The organism is Clostridium sp. CTA-1 (assembly GCF_054768215.1).
In genome coordinates, this window is sequence record NZ_BAAAAP010000002.1 from 99,525 (window position 1) to 117,255 (window position 17,731).

17 protein-coding genes are annotated in these 17,731 nt (G+C 28.9%); all 17 read left to right on the plus strand.

Annotated features, from left to right (window positions below):
* Positions 1–136 precede the first annotated feature (136 nt).
* The 17 genes from ACYUEW_RS02010 (at position 137) to ACYUEW_RS02090 (ending at position 17,729) form a co-directional block, all read left to right on the plus strand.
* Positions 137–1,123 carry an MBL fold metallo-hydrolase gene (locus tag ACYUEW_RS02010; RefSeq protein WP_460276129.1) on the plus strand — a complete coding sequence of 329 codons (987 nt, stop codon included), beginning with the start codon at positions 137–139 and terminating at the stop codon, positions 1,121–1,123.
* A gap of 346 nt (positions 1,124–1,469) precedes the next feature.
* The gene (locus tag ACYUEW_RS02015) at positions 1,470–2,363 is read left to right on the plus strand and encodes an ABC transporter permease (protein ID WP_460276130.1); all 894 of its coding nucleotides are present in this window, start codon (positions 1,470–1,472) and stop codon (positions 2,361–2,363) included.
* Positions 2,326–3,081 (plus strand): ABC transporter ATP-binding protein, encoded by a 756-nt coding sequence (locus ACYUEW_RS02020; RefSeq protein ID WP_460276131.1) that lies wholly within the window; start codon positions 2,326–2,328, stop codon positions 3,079–3,081. Before ACYUEW_RS02015 ends, ACYUEW_RS02020 begins: the two co-directional genes overlap by 38 nt.
* Positions 3,082–3,111: 30 nt before the next feature.
* Entirely contained in the window at positions 3,112–4,083 is a 972-nt protein-coding gene (locus ACYUEW_RS02025; RefSeq protein WP_460276132.1) for an ABC transporter substrate-binding protein, read from the plus strand.
* Positions 4,084–4,352: 269 nt separating this feature from the next.
* The gene (locus ACYUEW_RS02030) at positions 4,353–4,739 is read left to right on the plus strand and encodes a BlaI/MecI/CopY family transcriptional regulator (RefSeq protein WP_099839028.1); all 387 of its coding nucleotides are present in this window, start codon (positions 4,353–4,355) and stop codon (positions 4,737–4,739) included.
* A gap of 33 nt (positions 4,740–4,772) precedes the next feature.
* Positions 4,773–6,986: a M56 family metallopeptidase gene (locus tag ACYUEW_RS02035; RefSeq protein ID WP_460276133.1), complete on the plus strand. Its 2,214-nt coding sequence runs from the start codon at positions 4,773–4,775 to the stop codon at positions 6,984–6,986.
* 458 nt (positions 6,987–7,444) lie between these two features.
* The gene (locus ACYUEW_RS02040) at positions 7,445–8,122 is read left to right on the plus strand and encodes a serine/threonine protein kinase (RefSeq protein ID WP_460276134.1); all 678 of its coding nucleotides are present in this window, start codon (positions 7,445–7,447) and stop codon (positions 8,120–8,122) included.
* A 335-nt stretch (positions 8,123–8,457) separates the two neighbouring features.
* Positions 8,458–9,417 (plus strand): tRNA dihydrouridine synthase, encoded by a 960-nt coding sequence (locus ACYUEW_RS02045; protein WP_460276135.1) that lies wholly within the window; start codon positions 8,458–8,460, stop codon positions 9,415–9,417.
* A gap of 135 nt (positions 9,418–9,552) precedes the next feature.
* A complete protein-coding gene (locus tag ACYUEW_RS02050; protein WP_106899299.1) occupies positions 9,553–10,017 on the plus strand; it encodes a GreA/GreB family elongation factor in 465 nt (154 codons plus the stop codon).
* 166 nt (positions 10,018–10,183) lie between these two features.
* Complete coding sequence (locus ACYUEW_RS02055; protein ID WP_106899300.1) at positions 10,184–10,936, plus strand: spore coat protein; 753 nt, start codon at positions 10,184–10,186, stop codon at positions 10,934–10,936.
* 197 nt (positions 10,937–11,133) lie between these two features.
* Positions 11,134–11,436 carry a DUF2089 family protein gene (locus tag ACYUEW_RS02060; RefSeq protein ID WP_045515930.1) on the plus strand — a complete coding sequence of 101 codons (303 nt, stop codon included), beginning with the start codon at positions 11,134–11,136 and terminating at the stop codon, positions 11,434–11,436.
* Positions 11,437–11,721 carry a hypothetical protein gene (locus tag ACYUEW_RS02065; RefSeq protein WP_045515932.1) on the plus strand — a complete coding sequence of 95 codons (285 nt, stop codon included), beginning with the start codon at positions 11,437–11,439 and terminating at the stop codon, positions 11,719–11,721.
* A 152-nt stretch (positions 11,722–11,873) separates the two neighbouring features.
* Positions 11,874–12,695 (plus strand): helix-turn-helix domain-containing protein, encoded by an 822-nt coding sequence (locus ACYUEW_RS02070; protein WP_163225498.1) that lies wholly within the window; start codon positions 11,874–11,876, stop codon positions 12,693–12,695.
* A 526-nt stretch (positions 12,696–13,221) separates the two neighbouring features.
* Positions 13,222–14,211 carry an ABC transporter substrate-binding protein gene (locus tag ACYUEW_RS02075; RefSeq protein ID WP_460276136.1) on the plus strand — a complete coding sequence of 330 codons (990 nt, stop codon included), beginning with the start codon at positions 13,222–13,224 and terminating at the stop codon, positions 14,209–14,211.
* A 352-nt stretch (positions 14,212–14,563) separates the two neighbouring features.
* Positions 14,564–15,553 carry an ABC transporter substrate-binding protein gene (locus ACYUEW_RS02080; protein ID WP_460276137.1) on the plus strand — a complete coding sequence of 330 codons (990 nt, stop codon included), beginning with the start codon at positions 14,564–14,566 and terminating at the stop codon, positions 15,551–15,553.
* Positions 15,554–15,648: 95 nt separating this feature from the next.
* A complete protein-coding gene (locus ACYUEW_RS02085) occupies positions 15,649–16,689 on the plus strand; it encodes a FecCD family ABC transporter permease (protein WP_460276138.1) in 1,041 nt (346 codons plus the stop codon).
* The gene (locus ACYUEW_RS02090; protein ID WP_460276139.1) at positions 16,689–17,729 is read left to right on the plus strand and encodes a FecCD family ABC transporter permease; all 1,041 of its coding nucleotides are present in this window, start codon (positions 16,689–16,691) and stop codon (positions 17,727–17,729) included. Before ACYUEW_RS02085 ends, ACYUEW_RS02090 begins: the two co-directional genes overlap by 1 nt.
* Positions 17,730–17,731: the final 2 nt, after the last annotated feature.

The following is a 17,731-nucleotide window of genomic DNA, read 5'->3' on the forward strand; positions in this document are numbered from 1 at the left end:
GAAATGTTTTAGGGAAAAATAAAGCATAGTTTTAGTTGGTGTATTAATTTAGCTAAAGTTAAGATAAAATAATAGAAAGATTTATAAATAAGACTGATAACAGCTAAGGTAATAAGAACTTAGGAAGGAGAAAAAAATGAAAGAAACATATGAAAATATTTATTTAGAAGAGCTTCCATTGCCAAATAATCCTTTAAAATATCTAAATTTTTATATTATTAAGGGAAAAGATAAATCTATGATTATTGATACAGGATTTAATCGTGAAGATACGAAAGAACGTATGATGGAAATTTTTAAAGAATTAGATTTAAAACCAGAGAACACTATTCTTTTTCTAACTCATTTGCATTCAGATCATACAGGATTAGCTACATATTTTCAAGATATGGGCTTAACTGTATATATAAGTAAGACAGATGGGGATTTGTTAAATGGTAGTGTGGAAAAATCCGGTCCTATGTGGGAAGGTACTATTCAAAGAGCAATGTGGCAAGGATTAGAAGAAGAACAATTAGATATTGAAGATAATCCAGGATTTAAGTTTAGACCCATATCGCATATAAATTTTGTTCCTGCAATTCCCGGGGAATATATTCAAATAGGAGACTATAATTTTGAAATTATAGATTTAAGAGGCCATACCCCAGGAATGGTTGGGCTTTATGAGAAAAAACATAAAATATTATTTTGCGGAGATCATATTTTAGGAAAGATTACTCCCAATATTACATTTTGGGGATTTGAATATGGTGATATGCTAGGAACTTATTTTAAAAGCTTAGATTTTGTTTATAATATGGATATTGATTATTTGTTTTCTTCCCATAGATTTTTGATAGAGGACCATCGCAAGCGGATTAATGAACTTTATCTTCATCATGAAAAAAGATTGAATGAGATTAGAGAAGTGTTAAGAAAATTTGGAGCTTGTACGGTAAAGCAAGTAACAAAAGAACTTCATTGGGATATTAAAAGTAAAAGCTGGGATGAATTTCCCAAGAGCCAAAAATGGTTTGCAGCAGGAGAAGCTCATGCTCATTTAGAGCATCTTAGAGCTTTAGGGGAAGTAACAATGGAAGAAAAAAATAGGATTCTATATTATAAAATGTGCTTGACATAATCAAATTCACATGATACACTTTTATAAAAGTTTTAGGAGGAAATAATTATGGGAAAACTATTAGCATTAAAAATTAATGTAGTCTTTAATAGCCAATTTAGATAGGGTTTGTATCTTTTAAATTTAACATAGATACAAACCCCGCAATTCATGCATGCATGTTAATGCAATTGAATGGTTTGTATCTATGTTGGCTAAGATAAGTTTTTCTATAATATATATAGAAAGCCACATAGATAATCTATGTGGCTTTTTCGATTCTCAGATATTATTTATTTGTATTTTCTAAAAGCCACATGGGTAACATGTGGTTTTTTTTGTACCTAAAAATAGAGAGGAGAATTTTATGGAAGTAGTATCAAGTATATTAATGCAAAGTTTAATTTTATCAATTATGGTGATGGGGGTATACATAAGTTATAAAATACTAGATTTCCCCGATATGTCTGCAGATGGAAGCTTTACATTAGGAGCAGCTATAGTTGCTGTATTATTAACAAAAGGAGTGTCTCCAATTACTGCTAGCATAGTTGCTTTAATAGGTGGATTAGTGGCAGGATTACTTACAGGAATACTTAATGTAAAAATTAAAATATCAAATTTGCTTTCTGGAATTTTAGTAATGGGAATATTGTACTCATTTAATTTAAGAATTATGGGAAAGGCTAACATTCCAATATTTAGTGAAAAAAATATATTTTATGATTTTAATCCCCTAATGATTATGTTGTTTATTGTAATATTAATTAAAATTTTAATTGATTTATTTTTAAAAACAGGATTGGGCTATTTACTAAAAGGAGTTGGAGATAATTCTCAAATGATTAAGTCTTTGGGTATAGAAGTTGGGAAAATTAAAATACTAGGACTTATGCTATCTAATGGACTTATAGCTTTTTCAGGAGGAATTATGGCTCAATATCAAGGTTTTAGTGATGCTTCTATGGGGATAGGGACTTTGATATTGGGAATAGCTTCAATAATTATTGGAACATCTATAATTAAAAGAAAATCATTTATTAAGGAAACTAGCATGGTAATTATGGGGACGATTATTTACCAAGGAACAATATATTTAGCTATGACTTTAGGCCTTACTACAGTGGATTTGAAGATGATAACATCACTAATTATTATAGTATTTTTGGCTCTTAGAGAAATTGATAACAAATATGAAGAAAAAAGTTGGAGGTGGATTAAAAATGTTAGAAATTCAAAATTTATCAAAAAGTTTTCATAACTCTTATATGGGTGAAAATAGATTATTTCATAACTTAAATTTGACTATTAATGAAGGAGATTTCGTAAGCATAATTGGAAGTAATGGTACAGGTAAGTCTACTTTGCTAAATATATTATCAGGAGTTGTTAAAGAAACTTCCGGAAATATTATTTTAAAAGGGGTGGATATAACTAAATTACCAGAACATAAAAGAACTAAAATTATAAGTAGGGTATTTCAAAATCCAGAGTTAGGTACATGTCCTTCTATGACAGTAAGAGAGAATTTATCTTTAGCCTTAAATAAAGGGAAACTTACTAATATTAAATATTGTCTTAGATATAAAGACGATTATTTGCAGTCATTATTAAATGATATATCCCTGGATTTAAAAAAAATGTTAGATATAGAAGTTAAATATCTTTCTGGAGGTCAAAGACAAGTTTTATCATTGATAATGGCTAGTGTGAATAATCCCAAAGTATTACTTTTAGATGAACATACTGCAGCATTAGACCCAAAAACATCTGGTGAAGTTATGGCGATTACTGAAAAAATTGTAACCCAAAAAAATATAACTTCATTAATGGTAACTCATAATTTAAGAGATGCTATAAACTATGGAAATAGACTCATTATGTTACATAAGGGAAAAATCATATTAGATTTAAATGAGAAAGAAAAGAGAAATTTAAGGGTGGAAGATATATTAAAGAAATTTGAATATGCAGTTTAAAAAATATAAATATTAAAGGAGATGTATATTATGAAAAAGCTGGTAACAGGAGTATTATTAACGATTAGTATTTTAACTTTAGCAGCCTGTGGAAAGACAACAAAAAAGGATAAGGCTTTGAATATAGGAATAAATCAAATAGTAGAATATGTAGCATTAGATGATAATAGAAAGGGATTTATAAAAGCTCTTGAGGAATCTGGATATAAGGATGGAGATAATATAAAAATAGATTATAAAAATGCTCAAGGAGATATAGGAGTATCCCAAACTATAGCTAAAAAATTTGCTTCAGATAAAAAGGATTTGATTTTTGCCGTAGGAACACCTGCTGCTCAGAGTGTATTTAATGCTACAAAGCAAACTCCTATAATAATTAGCGCCGTTACTGATCCAATAAAAGCAGGACTTGTTAATTCTTTAGAAAAACCAGGTAAGAATGTGTCAGGAACTATAGATTATCTACCTGTAGAAAATCAGTTAAAATTATTAAAGAATCTTGTACCAAAAGCAAAGAAAATAGGATTTATATATAATACAAGTGAAATTAATTCAGGAGTACAATTAGATGAATTAAAAAAAGCTGCAAAGGGATATGAAATTATAGAAACAGGGGTAACAAGTACTAATGAAATAAATAATGCTATAGCTAATTTAGTGAATAAAATAGATGTCTTATATGTACCAACAGACCAATTAGTAGTATCATCTATGCCTATAATAGCAAAACATACTTTAGATGCTAAAATACCTATAATTGCAGCAGAAAAGGGAAGTGTAGAAGCTGGAGCATTGGCAACAGTGGGAATTGATTACTATCAATTAGGTTATGAAACAGGGAAAATGGCAGTATCAGTATTAAAAGGAGAAGATATTTCTAAAATGCCAATAAAAATGACAAGTAAAACAGAAATATATATAAACAAAAATAGTTTAGAGAAATTAGGTATTGATAAAGGGAATTTAGGTAATTTAGGCAATGTTAAGTATATAGAAAAATAAAGAACAAGCATCCCTGAGGTATGTAAATAAATTGTGAATACAATTTATCTTGCTAAAATATATAAAAGAAAGTGAAAAGGTACCTTAGGGTGCTAAAAAAGCACTATATTATTGTTTACTAAGATGATTTCTGGATTGAACAGGAGTCATCTTATTTAAGTTCCATTGATATCTATAATTATACAAATTTTAACTTGACAATAATGGTTTACAGTTGTAGACTGTTATTGTAGATCTACAATTGTAAACTTAAAATGGAGGAATAAGATATGAAAGATATGCCAAAAATCTCAGCGGCTGAGTGGGAAGTAATGAAACTTCTTTGGAAAGAGAGCCCTTTAACATCTGAAAAAATAATTAATTCACTAACAGAAAAAATGGATTGGTCAACACAAACTGTAAAAACATTTATAACTAGACTTTTGAAAAAGGAAGCAATAGGTTTTGAAAAAGTAGGTAGAGCTTATAATTATTATCCATTAATATCCGAAGATGAATGTATAAAAGCTGAAAATCAATCTTTTCTTCAAAAGGTATACGATGGAGCTGTAGGTATGCTCTTTACAAGATTTTTAGAGGAAGAGACTTTGTCTGAAGAGGAAATTGAAGAGCTAGAGCAGATTCTTAAAGATAAGAAAGAAGGAAAGGAAGATTAGGCTTTTCTAGTTGAAAATGGGAGGATATTAAATATGGATATCTTAGTTGAAATTTTTTTATGGGTTCTACAGATTTCATTAATAGCAAGCATTGCAGCCTTAATAGTAATTTTAATTTTAAAATTATTTAATAACCATATTGGAGTAAGGTTTCAGCATGCTTTGCTGTTTATAATTATATTGAGACTTATAATACCAGTGAATATTCCAAGCAATATAAATTTAATTCATATTTTATCTGATAAATATGAAAATAAACTATTAAATATTGAAAGCAAAAGTAATACTAAAGCTGCTTATGATGTTTTTACAGAAAGAGAAGGTTATTTAAATGATAAAACAAGAGATGATAAGATAATTTCAAATTCATCGTTAGAAAGTATAAGTTATAAGCAAGAAAATACAACAAAAGAAAAAGTAATCACTAATACTTTAAATATAGCTTCTTGTATATGGCTAGTTGGTGTATTTAGTATAGCGCTATTTTTTTCAATAATTTTGTGGAAATTCAAGATGAGAATTTCAAATTTAGAACAAATCAGAGACCCAGAAATTGTATCATTATTAGAAGAATGCAAAAAGAAATTAAGCATAAATAGAAGCATTCCTATTTATGCTTGTGATGACTTTAAAGCTCCCTGCATATTTGGAGTTCTAAAGCCAAAGATTTATATTCCCAAATATAAGTATAGTACAAATGACTATAAATATCTATCACATATATTTTTGCATGAACTGATACATTATAAGAGAAAAGATTTGATCTATAATTTTCTTGGAACCATTACTATTTTGATATATTGGTTCAATCCAATAATATGGTTTATAGTAAAGAAAATGAAACTTCAAAGAGAGTATGCTTGTGATGCTTATGTACTTGAAATTTTAGACAAAGAAGAATTTATAGAATATGGGATGACACTTATTAATTTTTCAAAATTGATTTCAAGTAGCAAAAAAGTACCACAATTAGCGATTTTTTTTGAAACAAGGAATCAAATTAAAAGGAGAATAAAAATGATAAAAAACTTTAAAAAAGGATCTTATAGAATGTCAGCAGCAGCAGTTATATGTTGTGTATTAGCTGGAGGTATTGTATTTACAAGTAATGTAACTGCTAAAAATAATAGTATTGTTACAAGAGTTAACAATAAGGAATCAATAAATAAGAAGCAAGGCAACAGGTTTCTTATTGATGCGCCAGTGAAATATTATCGCGACTTGAAAAAGGTAGAAAAGGGTGCAGGATTTAAATTTAAGGTGCCAGATTTTATTTCAGAAAACTATAGAGTAGGTGATATTGGTGTCATAAAAGTTTCTAACAAAGTTAATATGTTAGAGATATTGTTTAATGAGAATAGAGAATTTAAGGTATTTAGATTCTTAGTATCTAAAGAAAACATGGAGGATGTTTTAAAACAGAATGCACAACAAATGTACAAAGATGCAAAAGTTGAAATTAGCAAAGAGGCAAAAAATTTGTCAGGAATAAATGGATTTAATATAACTGTAAAAAGTAGTGGAGCACAGGAGCAAACAGCTAAATTTTTTGTATGGCAAAATGAAGGTGTATGGTATGGAATAGAAACAGAAATGAAGTATAATAAATATTTCAGCGATGGCGAAGGTCAAGTTCATATGAATGGCATTGGTACAGCTAAGGTAGATAATGTGGGGAAAATTGCATCTTCAATAAAACCTGTTAAAGATATAAAGAATGTAAATTATTCTGTAGATGATAATCGTTATAAATTATTTGTTTATGATAATGAAGATCTAAAAAAAGCTGAAGAACTTTTAGAATTTGCGCCTAAATTACCATTAAATGTTGGCAAAGATATAGCTATAGAAGATTCAACAGTAGAAAGCTTAGGAAATCTTAATTACCAGTTTAATGTATTTTATAGGTTTAAAGGAGTAAATCCAATATACTTTACTCAAAGTAAAAATTCAGATATATATAAGAATTTAAAGAAAAAGGGATATGTTGAAGTTAAAGATGCATCTGGTAAAATACAACACAAAAAAGCCCAAACATTAAAAATTGCTAATAAAGAAGTTTATAAATATGAAACTTCTTCTGAAGATGCAATAAATGAAAAAGAAAAAGTAGAAAATTATATTTGGAAAGAAAGTAATTTTTATTGCAAAGTTTCAATATCTTCATTTGATGATAGTCAAACTGGAAATCCAGAAAACCCAGATGGAATAGCTAAGGAATTCGTTAATTCAAAATCAGTAAATTAGATTTAATTATATGTTAAAAAAAGGACATCGATATAGTAAGATTATATATCGATGTCTTTTCTAACTTATTTGAAATACAGTAAAGAAATTATTTTTATTATTTAAAGGAATTTTTTAACATATGGAGAATATTAAATATAATAGTTTTCTATAAGTTACTCATAGACCTCCTTATTTCAACAAAAGAACCCTGATAAACAGGGTTCTTTTTGCATGGAATTTTCTATATTGGTGCTATGTTTTGGTCATTTTTATTATATCCAGGTATATATTTTTTAATCAAAGTTTTTATATTTATCTAAAATATGATAGAGCAACTGCTATCTTACAAGAAAAATAATGAGGTTAGTTCGTGGTTTGTCTATTAATATTTAAAATATGTTATAATAAGTGCTATAAATATGAGTATATGTATAACTAAGTTTAAATATATAAAATGAAATTAAGGTGACCTATTTATGGAGAAAAATTTGTTAGATAAGAATTATATTAAAAAATTTATAAATATTATAGATAATGATTTTATTCCTAATTTAAAGATGAAAAGTATTAATCCTTCAGATCCAATAAAAGTAGAGTTTGTTCCAGAGCCTTGGATTTTATTAGGTTGTGGTAATTATGCAGGCGTCTTTACACATCCAGACTTTGATGATTTAGCTATAAAGATTTATGCACCTGGAAGAGATGGCTTAAAAGAAGAAATAGAAGTTTATAAAACTATTGGGGATCATCCTGCTTATTCTAAGCTTTTATATAGCAAAAATAATTATCTAATATTAAAAAGATTAAAGGGTATTACTTTTTATAATTCTTTATTAAAAGGAATAAAAATTCCTAAGTATATTATAAAAGATATAGATAATGCTCTTGAATATGCTAGAAAAAAAGGGCTAAATCCTCATGATGTTCATGCAAAAAATGTTATGATAGTTAATAATAGGGGAGTAGTGGTGGATATATCAGATTTTAAACATAAGGAATATTGTTCTCTGTGGCATGATTTTAAAAAAGCTTATTATAAACTCTATATTCCTTTTATATATAAACTGGCTATACCTATTCCTAATTTTGTATTAGATACTATAAGAAGAATGTATAAAAGGTATAAAGGATTTAGCAAATATTATGCTAAATAAAAATTATTTTATATAACTTTACCAATAAATCCACGACAATTTTGTTGCGGATTTTTAGTTTGAGAAAAATTTAATTTTAACCAATCTAGAGTTTGCATAAATAGGATTTTAAACAATTATTGGTAACAATACTTAGGCAGTTATAGAATGTCTTGAAGAGGGTTTTAGCTATGCTGTTTTAAAAATAGGATGTTTGTGTTTTACAACTTTATTTTAATAGTTTAATATAATTAATCAATATTGAGTAGATAATAAAAAAGAAGATTGATATAATATACTTTTTAGAATATTTATCTTAGTGGTATAACACACGAGATATATAAAGGAGTTATTACATGAAATATTATTTAGCACCAATGGAAGGAATTACGGGATATATATATAGGAATTCTTATGAAAAGTTTTTTAATAATGTTGATAAGTATTTTACACCTTTTATTGTTCCAAATAAAAGTACAAGCCTTAAAACTAAAGAATTAAGGGATATTTTGCCGGAAAATAATAAAGGTATGAATATAGTACCTCAAATACTTACTAACGATTCAGAAGCTTTTATTATTACTGCTAGAAAGTTACAGCAATTAGGTTATAATGAGATTAATTTAAACTTAGGATGTCCTGCTGGAACCGTCGTTTCAAAAAATAGAGGCTCAGGATTTTTAGCTAAAAGAGAAGAACTTGATATATTTTTAGATGAAATATTTAAAATAGATGATATGAAAATTTCTATAAAAACCAGAATAGGAAAAGATAGTCCAGAAGAATTTTATGAGTTAATAAAAATTTATAATAAATATCTTATAGAAGAATTAATTATTCATCCTAGAACGCAAAAAGATCTTTATGGAAATAAACCTGATTTAGATGTATTTAAAGATGCCTTATCTTTAAGTAGCAATACTATATGTTATAATGGTGATATCTTTAGTGTTAGTGATTATAACAGATTCATAAAAACTTTTCCTAAAGTAAAAACAATAATGCTAGGAAGAGGAATACTCGCAAATCCAGGACTAATAAATGAGATAAAAAATAATACTACTATAGGCAAAGAAGTATTAAAAGAATTTCATGATGAAATTTTAAATAAATATATAGAATTATATAATGAAGATAGAAATGCACTATTTAAAATGAAAGAACTTTGGGGATATATGATTTATATATTTTCAGATAATAAAAAATATGCTAAGAAAATAAAGAAGGCACAAAAGTTAAATTCTTATAATGCAGCTGTCTTAAGTTTATTTAGAGAGCAGGAAATTATAAAAGAGGTAGGATTATTTGGGAACTAATATTAAAATTTAAGCAAGCTCAACTTAAGGTTTTGCTACCAGAGTTATGTCCTAGTGTAGCATAATATTTCATTAGTATTTTACTATATATTGTATAATATTAACATAACATATCTTGGGGAGGATTATTGGTACATGAAAAACATATTGACAGAAGAAAATATGAATAAATTAAAAGAAGAATTAGAATATAGAATGACTAAAAAAAGAGCTGAAATAGCAAAGGAAAAATTAGAAGCAGCTGCTCATGGTGATAGGTCAGAGAATGCAGAATATAAAGAAGCCTGTGCAAACTATAGAGAAAATGATAACAGAATTCAGTATTTATTAACTATGATTTCAACTGCAAGTGTAATAGATGAGAAAAATCAGGATAAGTCAGCACTCGGAGTTAATAGTAAATGCAAAATTAGATTTGTAGAAGATGAATTTGAAACAAATGTATCACTAGTAACTACCATGGATGCAGAGCCAGAAAAGATGCTTATAAGTGTAGAATCAGATTTAGGAAAAGCATTAATGGGAAAAAAAGTTGGAGATGTGGCTGAAGTGGATGCTCCAGGTGAAAAATATACAGTAGAAGTATTAGAAATTATATAATATTTGTTAACTTATCAGTTTTATATTCTTTTTGATTTAGATAGTAGATAACAATAATAAATAATGTCAAACAGAGGGACTGTTCTTAGATTTAAATAAAATTAAGAACAGTCCCTCTATTTTAGAATAATATATAAAGTAGAAGTATTTTTTAGAGGAGACAGTTATGTTTTATTGTCCTTATTATTTTTTTAGAGAAAATGTGGGTAACAACAAAGTGTATATAATAGATAGAAAAAAAGGTGATGTAAATGGAGATAAAGTAGAAGACACTATACTTTTGATAGGAAATAAACCTTCAGGTACAGACAGTCCTTTTGTAAGTAACATAAGGCTTGTAATAAAGGATGGAAAAACAGGTAAAGGCATTACGGTACCTCTTAAAGAGAATTCAGGTTATAATCCAACTATATTTTTAGGAGATTTTACAGGAGATAAAATTAAGGATATATTAGTAAGCATAGACTCTGGAGGCAGTGGAGGATTTGGATTCTATTATATTTACTCTTTTGCAAATAATCAATTAAAACTAATTTTTGATTTTGAGAAATTTGGAGAGGAGTATACTTATGAGGTTAATTACAAAGATGATTATAAGGTTGAAGTTATAAGTGAAAATTTGAAAATAAAATATATAATTGATATTACCTATAAAGGTAAGGAATATTTAAATGAAATATATGATTTAAATGGAAAACTTAAAGAACCTATTTCAGGATTTGTTATTCCCTTAAGTAATCTGTATCCTATTGATTTTGAAAGAGATGGAACTTATGAACTATATGTATTTCAGAGAATAGCAGGTAGGTATAATGCAGATGGGCTAGGATATGTTCAAACTGCCCTTAAGTGGGAAAAAGATAAATTCACTACATTCTTCCAGAATGTTGGCATTCAAGGGAAATATATAGGGGGATAATACAGTGACGTAAACAAATTGCAAGATTTAAGATATTCTGATGAGGAATTTCATGGAGCTATGTACAATATATAACGTTTTTAAATAAAGTTAATTATATATTAAACATTGACTTTAATAAAATTAAGGGCATAATAAATAATGTTAAACAAATTATTTATTATACCCTTAATTTTGTTGATGGAAGGTGAGATTACATGGCTATAGAAAAGTTACCCAATTGGTTATCTAGCTTAGATTATGAAGATATTGAGTTCATAAAGAAGTTTATATTAACCTCTGGATCTTTAAAGGAGATAGCTAAACTATATGAGGTGTCTTATCCAACAGTAAGACTTCGATTAGATAAACTTATTCAGAAAATAGAAATTAATGATAAAAACTTAAATGAACCTTTTATATCATTTATTAAAGAATTGTCCTTGGATGAGAAAATAGATCTAGATACAGCGAAACTTATTATTAATGAGTATAAGAAGGAAAAAGGGGAGGAAAAGTAGATGCAAATATTAATTTCAATTTTAATTGCTATTTTTGGTTTGGCACTTCAACAATTCTTAAGTACAAGAAAGCATTTTGTTTTTGGACTTATATTACCTCTATTTGTTGTTATTGGGGCTGGTTTATTCATTATGTTTAAAGCTGAAACTGGAACTTTAGGAAAGTGGATTTTTAAATTTTCAGTATTATTACTTGTTAACTTATCAGTTTATTTTGAGGGGAGAGATAAAGTTAAAAAGAAGAGTAAAAAAGAATTAGAAAAAATGACTATACAGGATTTATAATATATGTATTGAAAAAAATATTGTAAGTCATAACTAACTTAGGTTATAATAAGCTCAATCATTAAGATTTTTATAAATGATTGAGCTATTTTTTTAGAAAATACATTATAGGTAAACTAATATAAAACTTAGTTAAAAGGGGGGAGCATTAAATGGAAGTGGAATTAATGGATATTGTAGAACATTTTGCGTACACTGCTTTTAAAGTAGAAGGAGTATATAATTATAGCATTGAACCAGGACGTTCTGGCAATATGAAAACTTCTCCATTCCCAGGGTTTATCTTTCCTTTATCAGGACAGGCCAATTTCATTTTTGATGGTACTCCTTATACAGCAGGTGTTGGAAATGTGATTCATGGTGGAGCTAATCTGAGATTGAGTAAGAGTGTGGTTGGTAAAAAAAAGTGGAGTTATATTTTGGTTCTTTACAGTATCGATAACCTTGAATCAGAAAGATTTTCACTAGAGGATGCACACTTTGAACTTGTTGTAGGGCAAAGTCCTAGACTTGTTGATTTATTACAACGCTTATGGAGAGTGTCAAATCAACCTGGAGCAATTGCTAAATTTCAAACGGAAACCATATTTCACTCTATATTAGATGAAGTTTTTATATGTGCACGTAATCAATCAAGTAGTAATGATCGCATATTGTTTAAGCAAGTTTCCGATTATATTCACGAATACTACATGGATACACTTACTATTAGATCTCTTGCTGAATTACATGGAGTGAATGAGAATAGATTGTTTTACGTTTTTTCAAAATATGCAGGGATGGGAGCAGGAGATTATCTTATGATTCATAGACTAAATCATGCCAAAGAACTGTTAGTAACAGGAGATGCTCCTATAGTGGCAGTAGCCAAAAGTGTAGGTTATCATGATCCATATCACTTTAGTAAGAGGTTTAAAAAACAATTTGGTGTTTCTCCAAGTAAATTTCGTGAGAAGTTTAGATATAAAGTATAATGATTTTAGTATGTTTTATTTTAGGAATAAGTGAAATATTTTTATTCTAATTTAGTATGTTTGTTTGATATTATAATACATGTCAAATCAATTAATCCAAAGACTGATGACTACTCGCTCTAATACTTCCAGCTTTTTAAAAGTGGGAGTAAAGAGCGGCTACATCTTTGGATAATCATTTTCTAATCATAATAATTTCCCTATCATACTTTTTAAAAATCACATTTTTCATTAAAACTTTTAAATTATACTATTTAAATATTGAATCATGTATCCAAAAATTCAGGAATAATACATCATAAATTCAGTAATTATCCATTTTCATATTATTTTTTATTTGCTATATTATTCACAGTTAAGTTAGTTATAACTAACTTAACTGATGTTGTTGTACCTAAATATTATTTAATTTATTGGTTATGTTAAGTAATTATAAAAAATAGTCTTAAAAATAATACAATTATTTAATAAAAATTAAGGTTTATATAGCTTAACAGAACTAAATTATTACATAGGGGGAATGAAAATGAAAAAGTTTATGGGACTATTTGTATCACTTATATTAATCGTAGGTATACTATCTGGTTGTAGTGGAGCTAACGATAAGGATGCTCAAAGCAAATCAGATAATAGCTCAAAAGAGCAAACAAAAGATGCTGGAAATTCTCAGTGGCCAAGAACTATAAAAGATGCAACAGGAAAAGAGATTAAATTTGATAAAAAACCTGAGAGAGTAGTAGTTCTTCATTCATTGTTTTTAGATTATTTCTTTGCTTTAGAAACACCACCAACTGCTTCTGCTGGAGCAACATTTAGTAAAGGAAACAAGGTTTTAGATGGATTTGAAACCCTTAAGCCATATGTGGGTACCGCTAATATTATAGAATTAGGTGATGCTAGAGCATTGAATTTGGAGACAGTTATTAATTCAAAACCAGATGTAATTGTGACATTTAAAGGTCATGTAGATAAGACCTATGATAAGTTGGTTAAAATAGCTCCTGTGGTTCAAATCGATATGAAGGATTCTCTACAAGATAAAACTATGCAATGTGCAAAAATTATTGGAAAAGAGGAGTTAGCCACTAAAATTATAAATGAAACCGAGAAAGATATAGAAAATACTAGGAAACTCTTAGAAGATCATAAAGATAAAACTTTTGCTTTACTTAGAGTTGATGGCAAAGGAAATTTTGTTGCTGTTGGTTCAAGTAATACACTTTATTACGATAAAGCTCATGGCTTTAACCTGTCAAAACCTAATGGTTATCCAGAGAAGAGTAAGGTTATTTCCTTAGAGGGTTTATCCAAGATGAATCCAGATTATATTATATTCAGGCATTTTTCTGACAGTGTTAATTCTGCTGTTGAAAAACAAAAAACTTCTCCTGTATGGCAATCCCTTAATGCAGTAAAAAAGGATCAAATTCTATTTTTCGATAATTCTTTAAATAGTGAAAGTCCACTGGCGTTACAGATTGCAGCTAAGAATTTAACAAAAACCATATCAAAATAATAGTATGTATTTTTAAATTATATTCAGTAATAGGAGTTAAACTGTAGATTTAGTGGGTATTAATTTGTGGTAATTTTGATTATTGAATTGGATATTTAAAAGAAATTCAGGAATAATGCATTATGTATTCAGTAATCATCTATTTTCATATGATTTTTAATTTGCTATAGTAGTCATAGCTAAATTAGTTATGACTAACTTAGCTAATATAAATCGCGATTATATATTATTGAAAATATTAAAATTTGTTAAGTAATTATAAAAAATAGCTTTAAAAATAATACAATTATTTAATAAAAATTAAGGTTTATATAGCTTAACAGAACTAAATTATTACATAGGGGGAATGAAAATGAAAAAGTTTATGGGACTGTTTGTCTCATTTATATTAATTATAGGTGTACTATCTGGTTGTAGTGGAAGTAATAATAAAGATGCTGAAAGCAAATCAGATAATGCATCATCAGAACAAACAAAAAGTAATGAAAATTCTCAGTGGCCAAGAACTATAAAAGATGCAACAGGAAAAGAGATTAAATTTGATAAAAAACCTGAGAGGGTAGCAGTTCTTCATGCAGCGTTCTTGGAGTACTTTTTTGCTTTAGAAACACCACCAGTTGCTTCTGGTGGTGCAACAGTTGGTAATGCAATGAAAGCTTTGGATGAATTTGAAACCCTTAAGACATATAAGGGTACCGCAAATGTTATGGATTTAGGTAGTGCTAGAGATTTAAATTTAGAGGCAGTTTTAAAATCAAAACCAGATGTGATTGTAACATTTAAAGGTCATGCAGATAAGGTTTATGATAAATTGGCTAAGATAGCTCCTGTAGTTCAGATAGACTTTAAGGATTCTTGGCAAAATAAAACTATGCAATGTGCAAAAATCGTTGGAAAAGAGGATTTAGCAAATAAAATTATAAATGAAACTGAGAAGGAAATTAAAAATACTAAAAAGCTTTTAGAAAATAATAAGGACAAAACAGTTGCTTTACTTAGAGTTGATGGAAAAGGAAATTTTGTTGCCCTTGGTTCAAAGGATAGTATTTATTACAACAAAGAAGATGGTTTTAACTTGTCAATACCAAAGGGATATCCTGAACATAGTAAGGTTATTTCATTAGAAGGTTTATCAAAGATGAATCCGGATTATATTATATTTAGGCACTTCCCCGAAATTGTTAATTCAGCCGTTGAAAAACAAAAAACTTCTCCTGTGTGGCAGTCACTTAATGCAGTAAAGAAGGATCAGATCTTATTCTTTGATGATTCTTTAAATAGTGAAAGTCCACTGGCATTAAAGATTTCCGCTAAGAACTTAACAAAAGCCATATCAAAATAATCTTTCATTGACAATTTAAATGTAATATAAATGGAAGTTACCCATTGGTTTGGCATAATAAAAATAGTTTATGGTAATGAGGAGGTAGCAGTTAGATGAAAAAGCCAATGGAAAAGGTAAGCATAAACACAAATAAAAAAGATAATATACGGAAGATGTGGCTTATTGTAGTGGTAGGATTAGTATTACTTGCTTTTACTATGATGTTTTCTACAACTAAGGGGACAGAGGATATCCCCTTAGCTTCCCTATGGGATGCTTTGTTTCATTTTAATGGGAAAAAAATGAATCATCTTGTTATACTCAATCTACGTATTCCTCGTGTTATAGCAAGTGCTTTAGTTGGTGCAGCTCTTGCTGTTTCAGGAGCTATAATGCAAGGAACTACAGGAAATCCCCTTGCTGATTCAGGATTATTAGGGTTAAATGCCGGAGCAGCTTTTGCTCTTTCTATATGTTTTGCCTTCTTTCCTGGAATGAAATATATTCATATCATTTTATTTTCTTTTTTAGGAGCAACTTTGGGGGCTGTATTAGTTAATGGTATTGCTTCTATGAAAAAAGGTGGACAAACACCTATTAGGCTTGTATTAGCAGGGGCAGCTGTTAGTACACTGCTTGTGGCTATGAGCCAGGGTATTGCTCTTTATTTTAATGTGGCTCAAAGCATTATGTTTTGGACTGTTGGTGGTGTTGCAGGTTCTAATTGGGAACAGGTTAGAATAATGATTCCGTGGATAATAGGAGGACTTATAGGATCGGTTGTACTATCACCTTATATTTCTATTTTGAGTTTAGGACAAGATGTTGCAAAGGGATTAGGAATAAATATAAAGTTAGTAAATTTATTATCTTCACTTACAGTTCTTATATTAGTAGGAGCCTCAGTATCTGTAGTAGGTTCAGTTGGATTTGTAGGATTGATTGTTCCTCATATTGCACGTTTTTTTGTTGGTATGGATTATAAATTAATTATTCCTTCTACAGCAGTAATAGGAGCTTTATTGGTAGTATTAGCTGATTTAGGAGCCAGAACTTTAAATCCGCCCTTTGAAACTCCTATAGGAGCTATAATTTCTCTTATTGGTGTGCCATTATTCTTAAATTTGGCTCGTAGACAAAGGAGTGCAATGTAATGAAAGAACAACAACAAATAATTCAAGCATATAAACGTAAGGTAGCTATTCGAAATACATTAATTGTAATTGGATGTGTGTTACTTTTGGGAGTTTCTTTAATCGTAAGTATGGATACGGGATATATTAAAATGTCTCCATTTGATGTTTTAAGGACATTATTTGGCAAAGGCACAGAGAAAGAAAAGCTAATTTTATTTGATTTTAGGCTGCCTCGTATAGTTATTTCAATGTTAGTAGGAGCTGGACTTGCCTTGTCAGGATGCATAATACAGAGTGTATCTAAAAATCCTTTAGCTGATCCAGGAATTTTAGGAATTAACGCCGGTGCTAGTTTGATGGTAATTTTATATGTACTGATTTTTAGTGCTGAATCTTTCCTATCTGTGTTTACTCTTCCTTTTTTAGCATTAATAGGGGCAGGCATTACAGCCGTTATAGTCTATATTTTTTCTTATAAGCGAGATGAAGGTATTTCAACTATGAAGCTTGTTTTAACTGGTGTAGCAGTACAGGCAGGAATTTCGGCATTAACCACTTTACTAGTGGTTAAATTAGATGATACACAGTATAACTTTGTGGTTGCTTGGCAGGCAGGAAGTATTTGGGGATCTAACTGGAAGTTTGTGATGACATTACTGCCTTGGTTATTGATATTGATTCCATATATACTAACAAAATCTTCTGTTATGGATATATTGACTCTTAGTGATGATATAGCTTATGGTCTCGGTGCTTCAGTAGAAAAAGAACGTCGCAAATTGCTTGCAGCTGCAGTAGCTCTTGCTGCTTCATGCGTAGCAGTTAGTGGAAGTATTAGTTTTGTAGGCTTAATAGCACCCCATTTATCAAGAAGACTTGTTGGACCACGACATCGAGTACTTTTATCCACTAGTATATTGATTGGAGCTGTATTAGTATCTTTGGCAGATACTATTGGACGTGTTATCATTCAACCTTCTGAGATTCCAACAGGAATTGTGGTAGCTATTATTGGAGCACCATATTTTCTTTATCTCCTTTCTAATAGTAAGAGTTGATT

Excerpts from the sequence above, each read along its gene's own strand:
- ACYUEW_RS02010 (WP_460276129.1), top strand. The coding sequence starts at position 137 with ATGAAAGAAACATATGAAAATATTTATTTAGAAGAGCTTCCATTGCCA.
- ACYUEW_RS02015 (WP_460276130.1), top strand. The coding sequence starts at position 1,470 with ATGGAAGTAGTATCAAGTATATTAATGCAAAGTTTAATTTTATCAATT.
- ACYUEW_RS02020 (WP_460276131.1), top strand. The coding sequence starts at position 2,326 with ATGTTAGAAATTCAAAATTTATCAAAAAGTTTTCATAACTCTTATATG.
- ACYUEW_RS02025 (WP_460276132.1), top strand. The coding sequence starts at position 3,112 with ATGAAAAAGCTGGTAACAGGAGTATTATTAACGATTAGTATTTTAACT.
- ACYUEW_RS02030 (WP_099839028.1), top strand. The coding sequence starts at position 4,353 with ATGAAAGATATGCCAAAAATCTCAGCGGCTGAGTGGGAAGTAATGAAA.
- ACYUEW_RS02035 (WP_460276133.1), top strand. The coding sequence starts at position 4,773 with ATGGATATCTTAGTTGAAATTTTTTTATGGGTTCTACAGATTTCATTA.
- ACYUEW_RS02040 (WP_460276134.1), top strand. The coding sequence starts at position 7,445 with ATGGAGAAAAATTTGTTAGATAAGAATTATATTAAAAAATTTATAAAT.
- ACYUEW_RS02045 (WP_460276135.1), top strand. The coding sequence starts at position 8,458 with ATGAAATATTATTTAGCACCAATGGAAGGAATTACGGGATATATATAT.
- ACYUEW_RS02050 (WP_106899299.1), top strand. The coding sequence starts at position 9,553 with ATGAAAAACATATTGACAGAAGAAAATATGAATAAATTAAAAGAAGAA.
- ACYUEW_RS02055 (WP_106899300.1), top strand. The coding sequence starts at position 10,184 with ATGTTTTATTGTCCTTATTATTTTTTTAGAGAAAATGTGGGTAACAAC.
- ACYUEW_RS02060 (WP_045515930.1), top strand. The coding sequence starts at position 11,134 with ATGGCTATAGAAAAGTTACCCAATTGGTTATCTAGCTTAGATTATGAA.
- ACYUEW_RS02065 (WP_045515932.1), top strand. The coding sequence starts at position 11,437 with ATGCAAATATTAATTTCAATTTTAATTGCTATTTTTGGTTTGGCACTT.
- ACYUEW_RS02070 (WP_163225498.1), top strand. The coding sequence starts at position 11,874 with ATGGAAGTGGAATTAATGGATATTGTAGAACATTTTGCGTACACTGCT.
- ACYUEW_RS02075 (WP_460276136.1), top strand. The coding sequence starts at position 13,222 with ATGAAAAAGTTTATGGGACTATTTGTATCACTTATATTAATCGTAGGT.
- ACYUEW_RS02080 (WP_460276137.1), top strand. The coding sequence starts at position 14,564 with ATGAAAAAGTTTATGGGACTGTTTGTCTCATTTATATTAATTATAGGT.
- ACYUEW_RS02085 (WP_460276138.1), top strand. The coding sequence starts at position 15,649 with ATGAAAAAGCCAATGGAAAAGGTAAGCATAAACACAAATAAAAAAGAT.
- ACYUEW_RS02090 (WP_460276139.1), top strand. The coding sequence starts at position 16,689 with ATGAAAGAACAACAACAAATAATTCAAGCATATAAACGTAAGGTAGCT.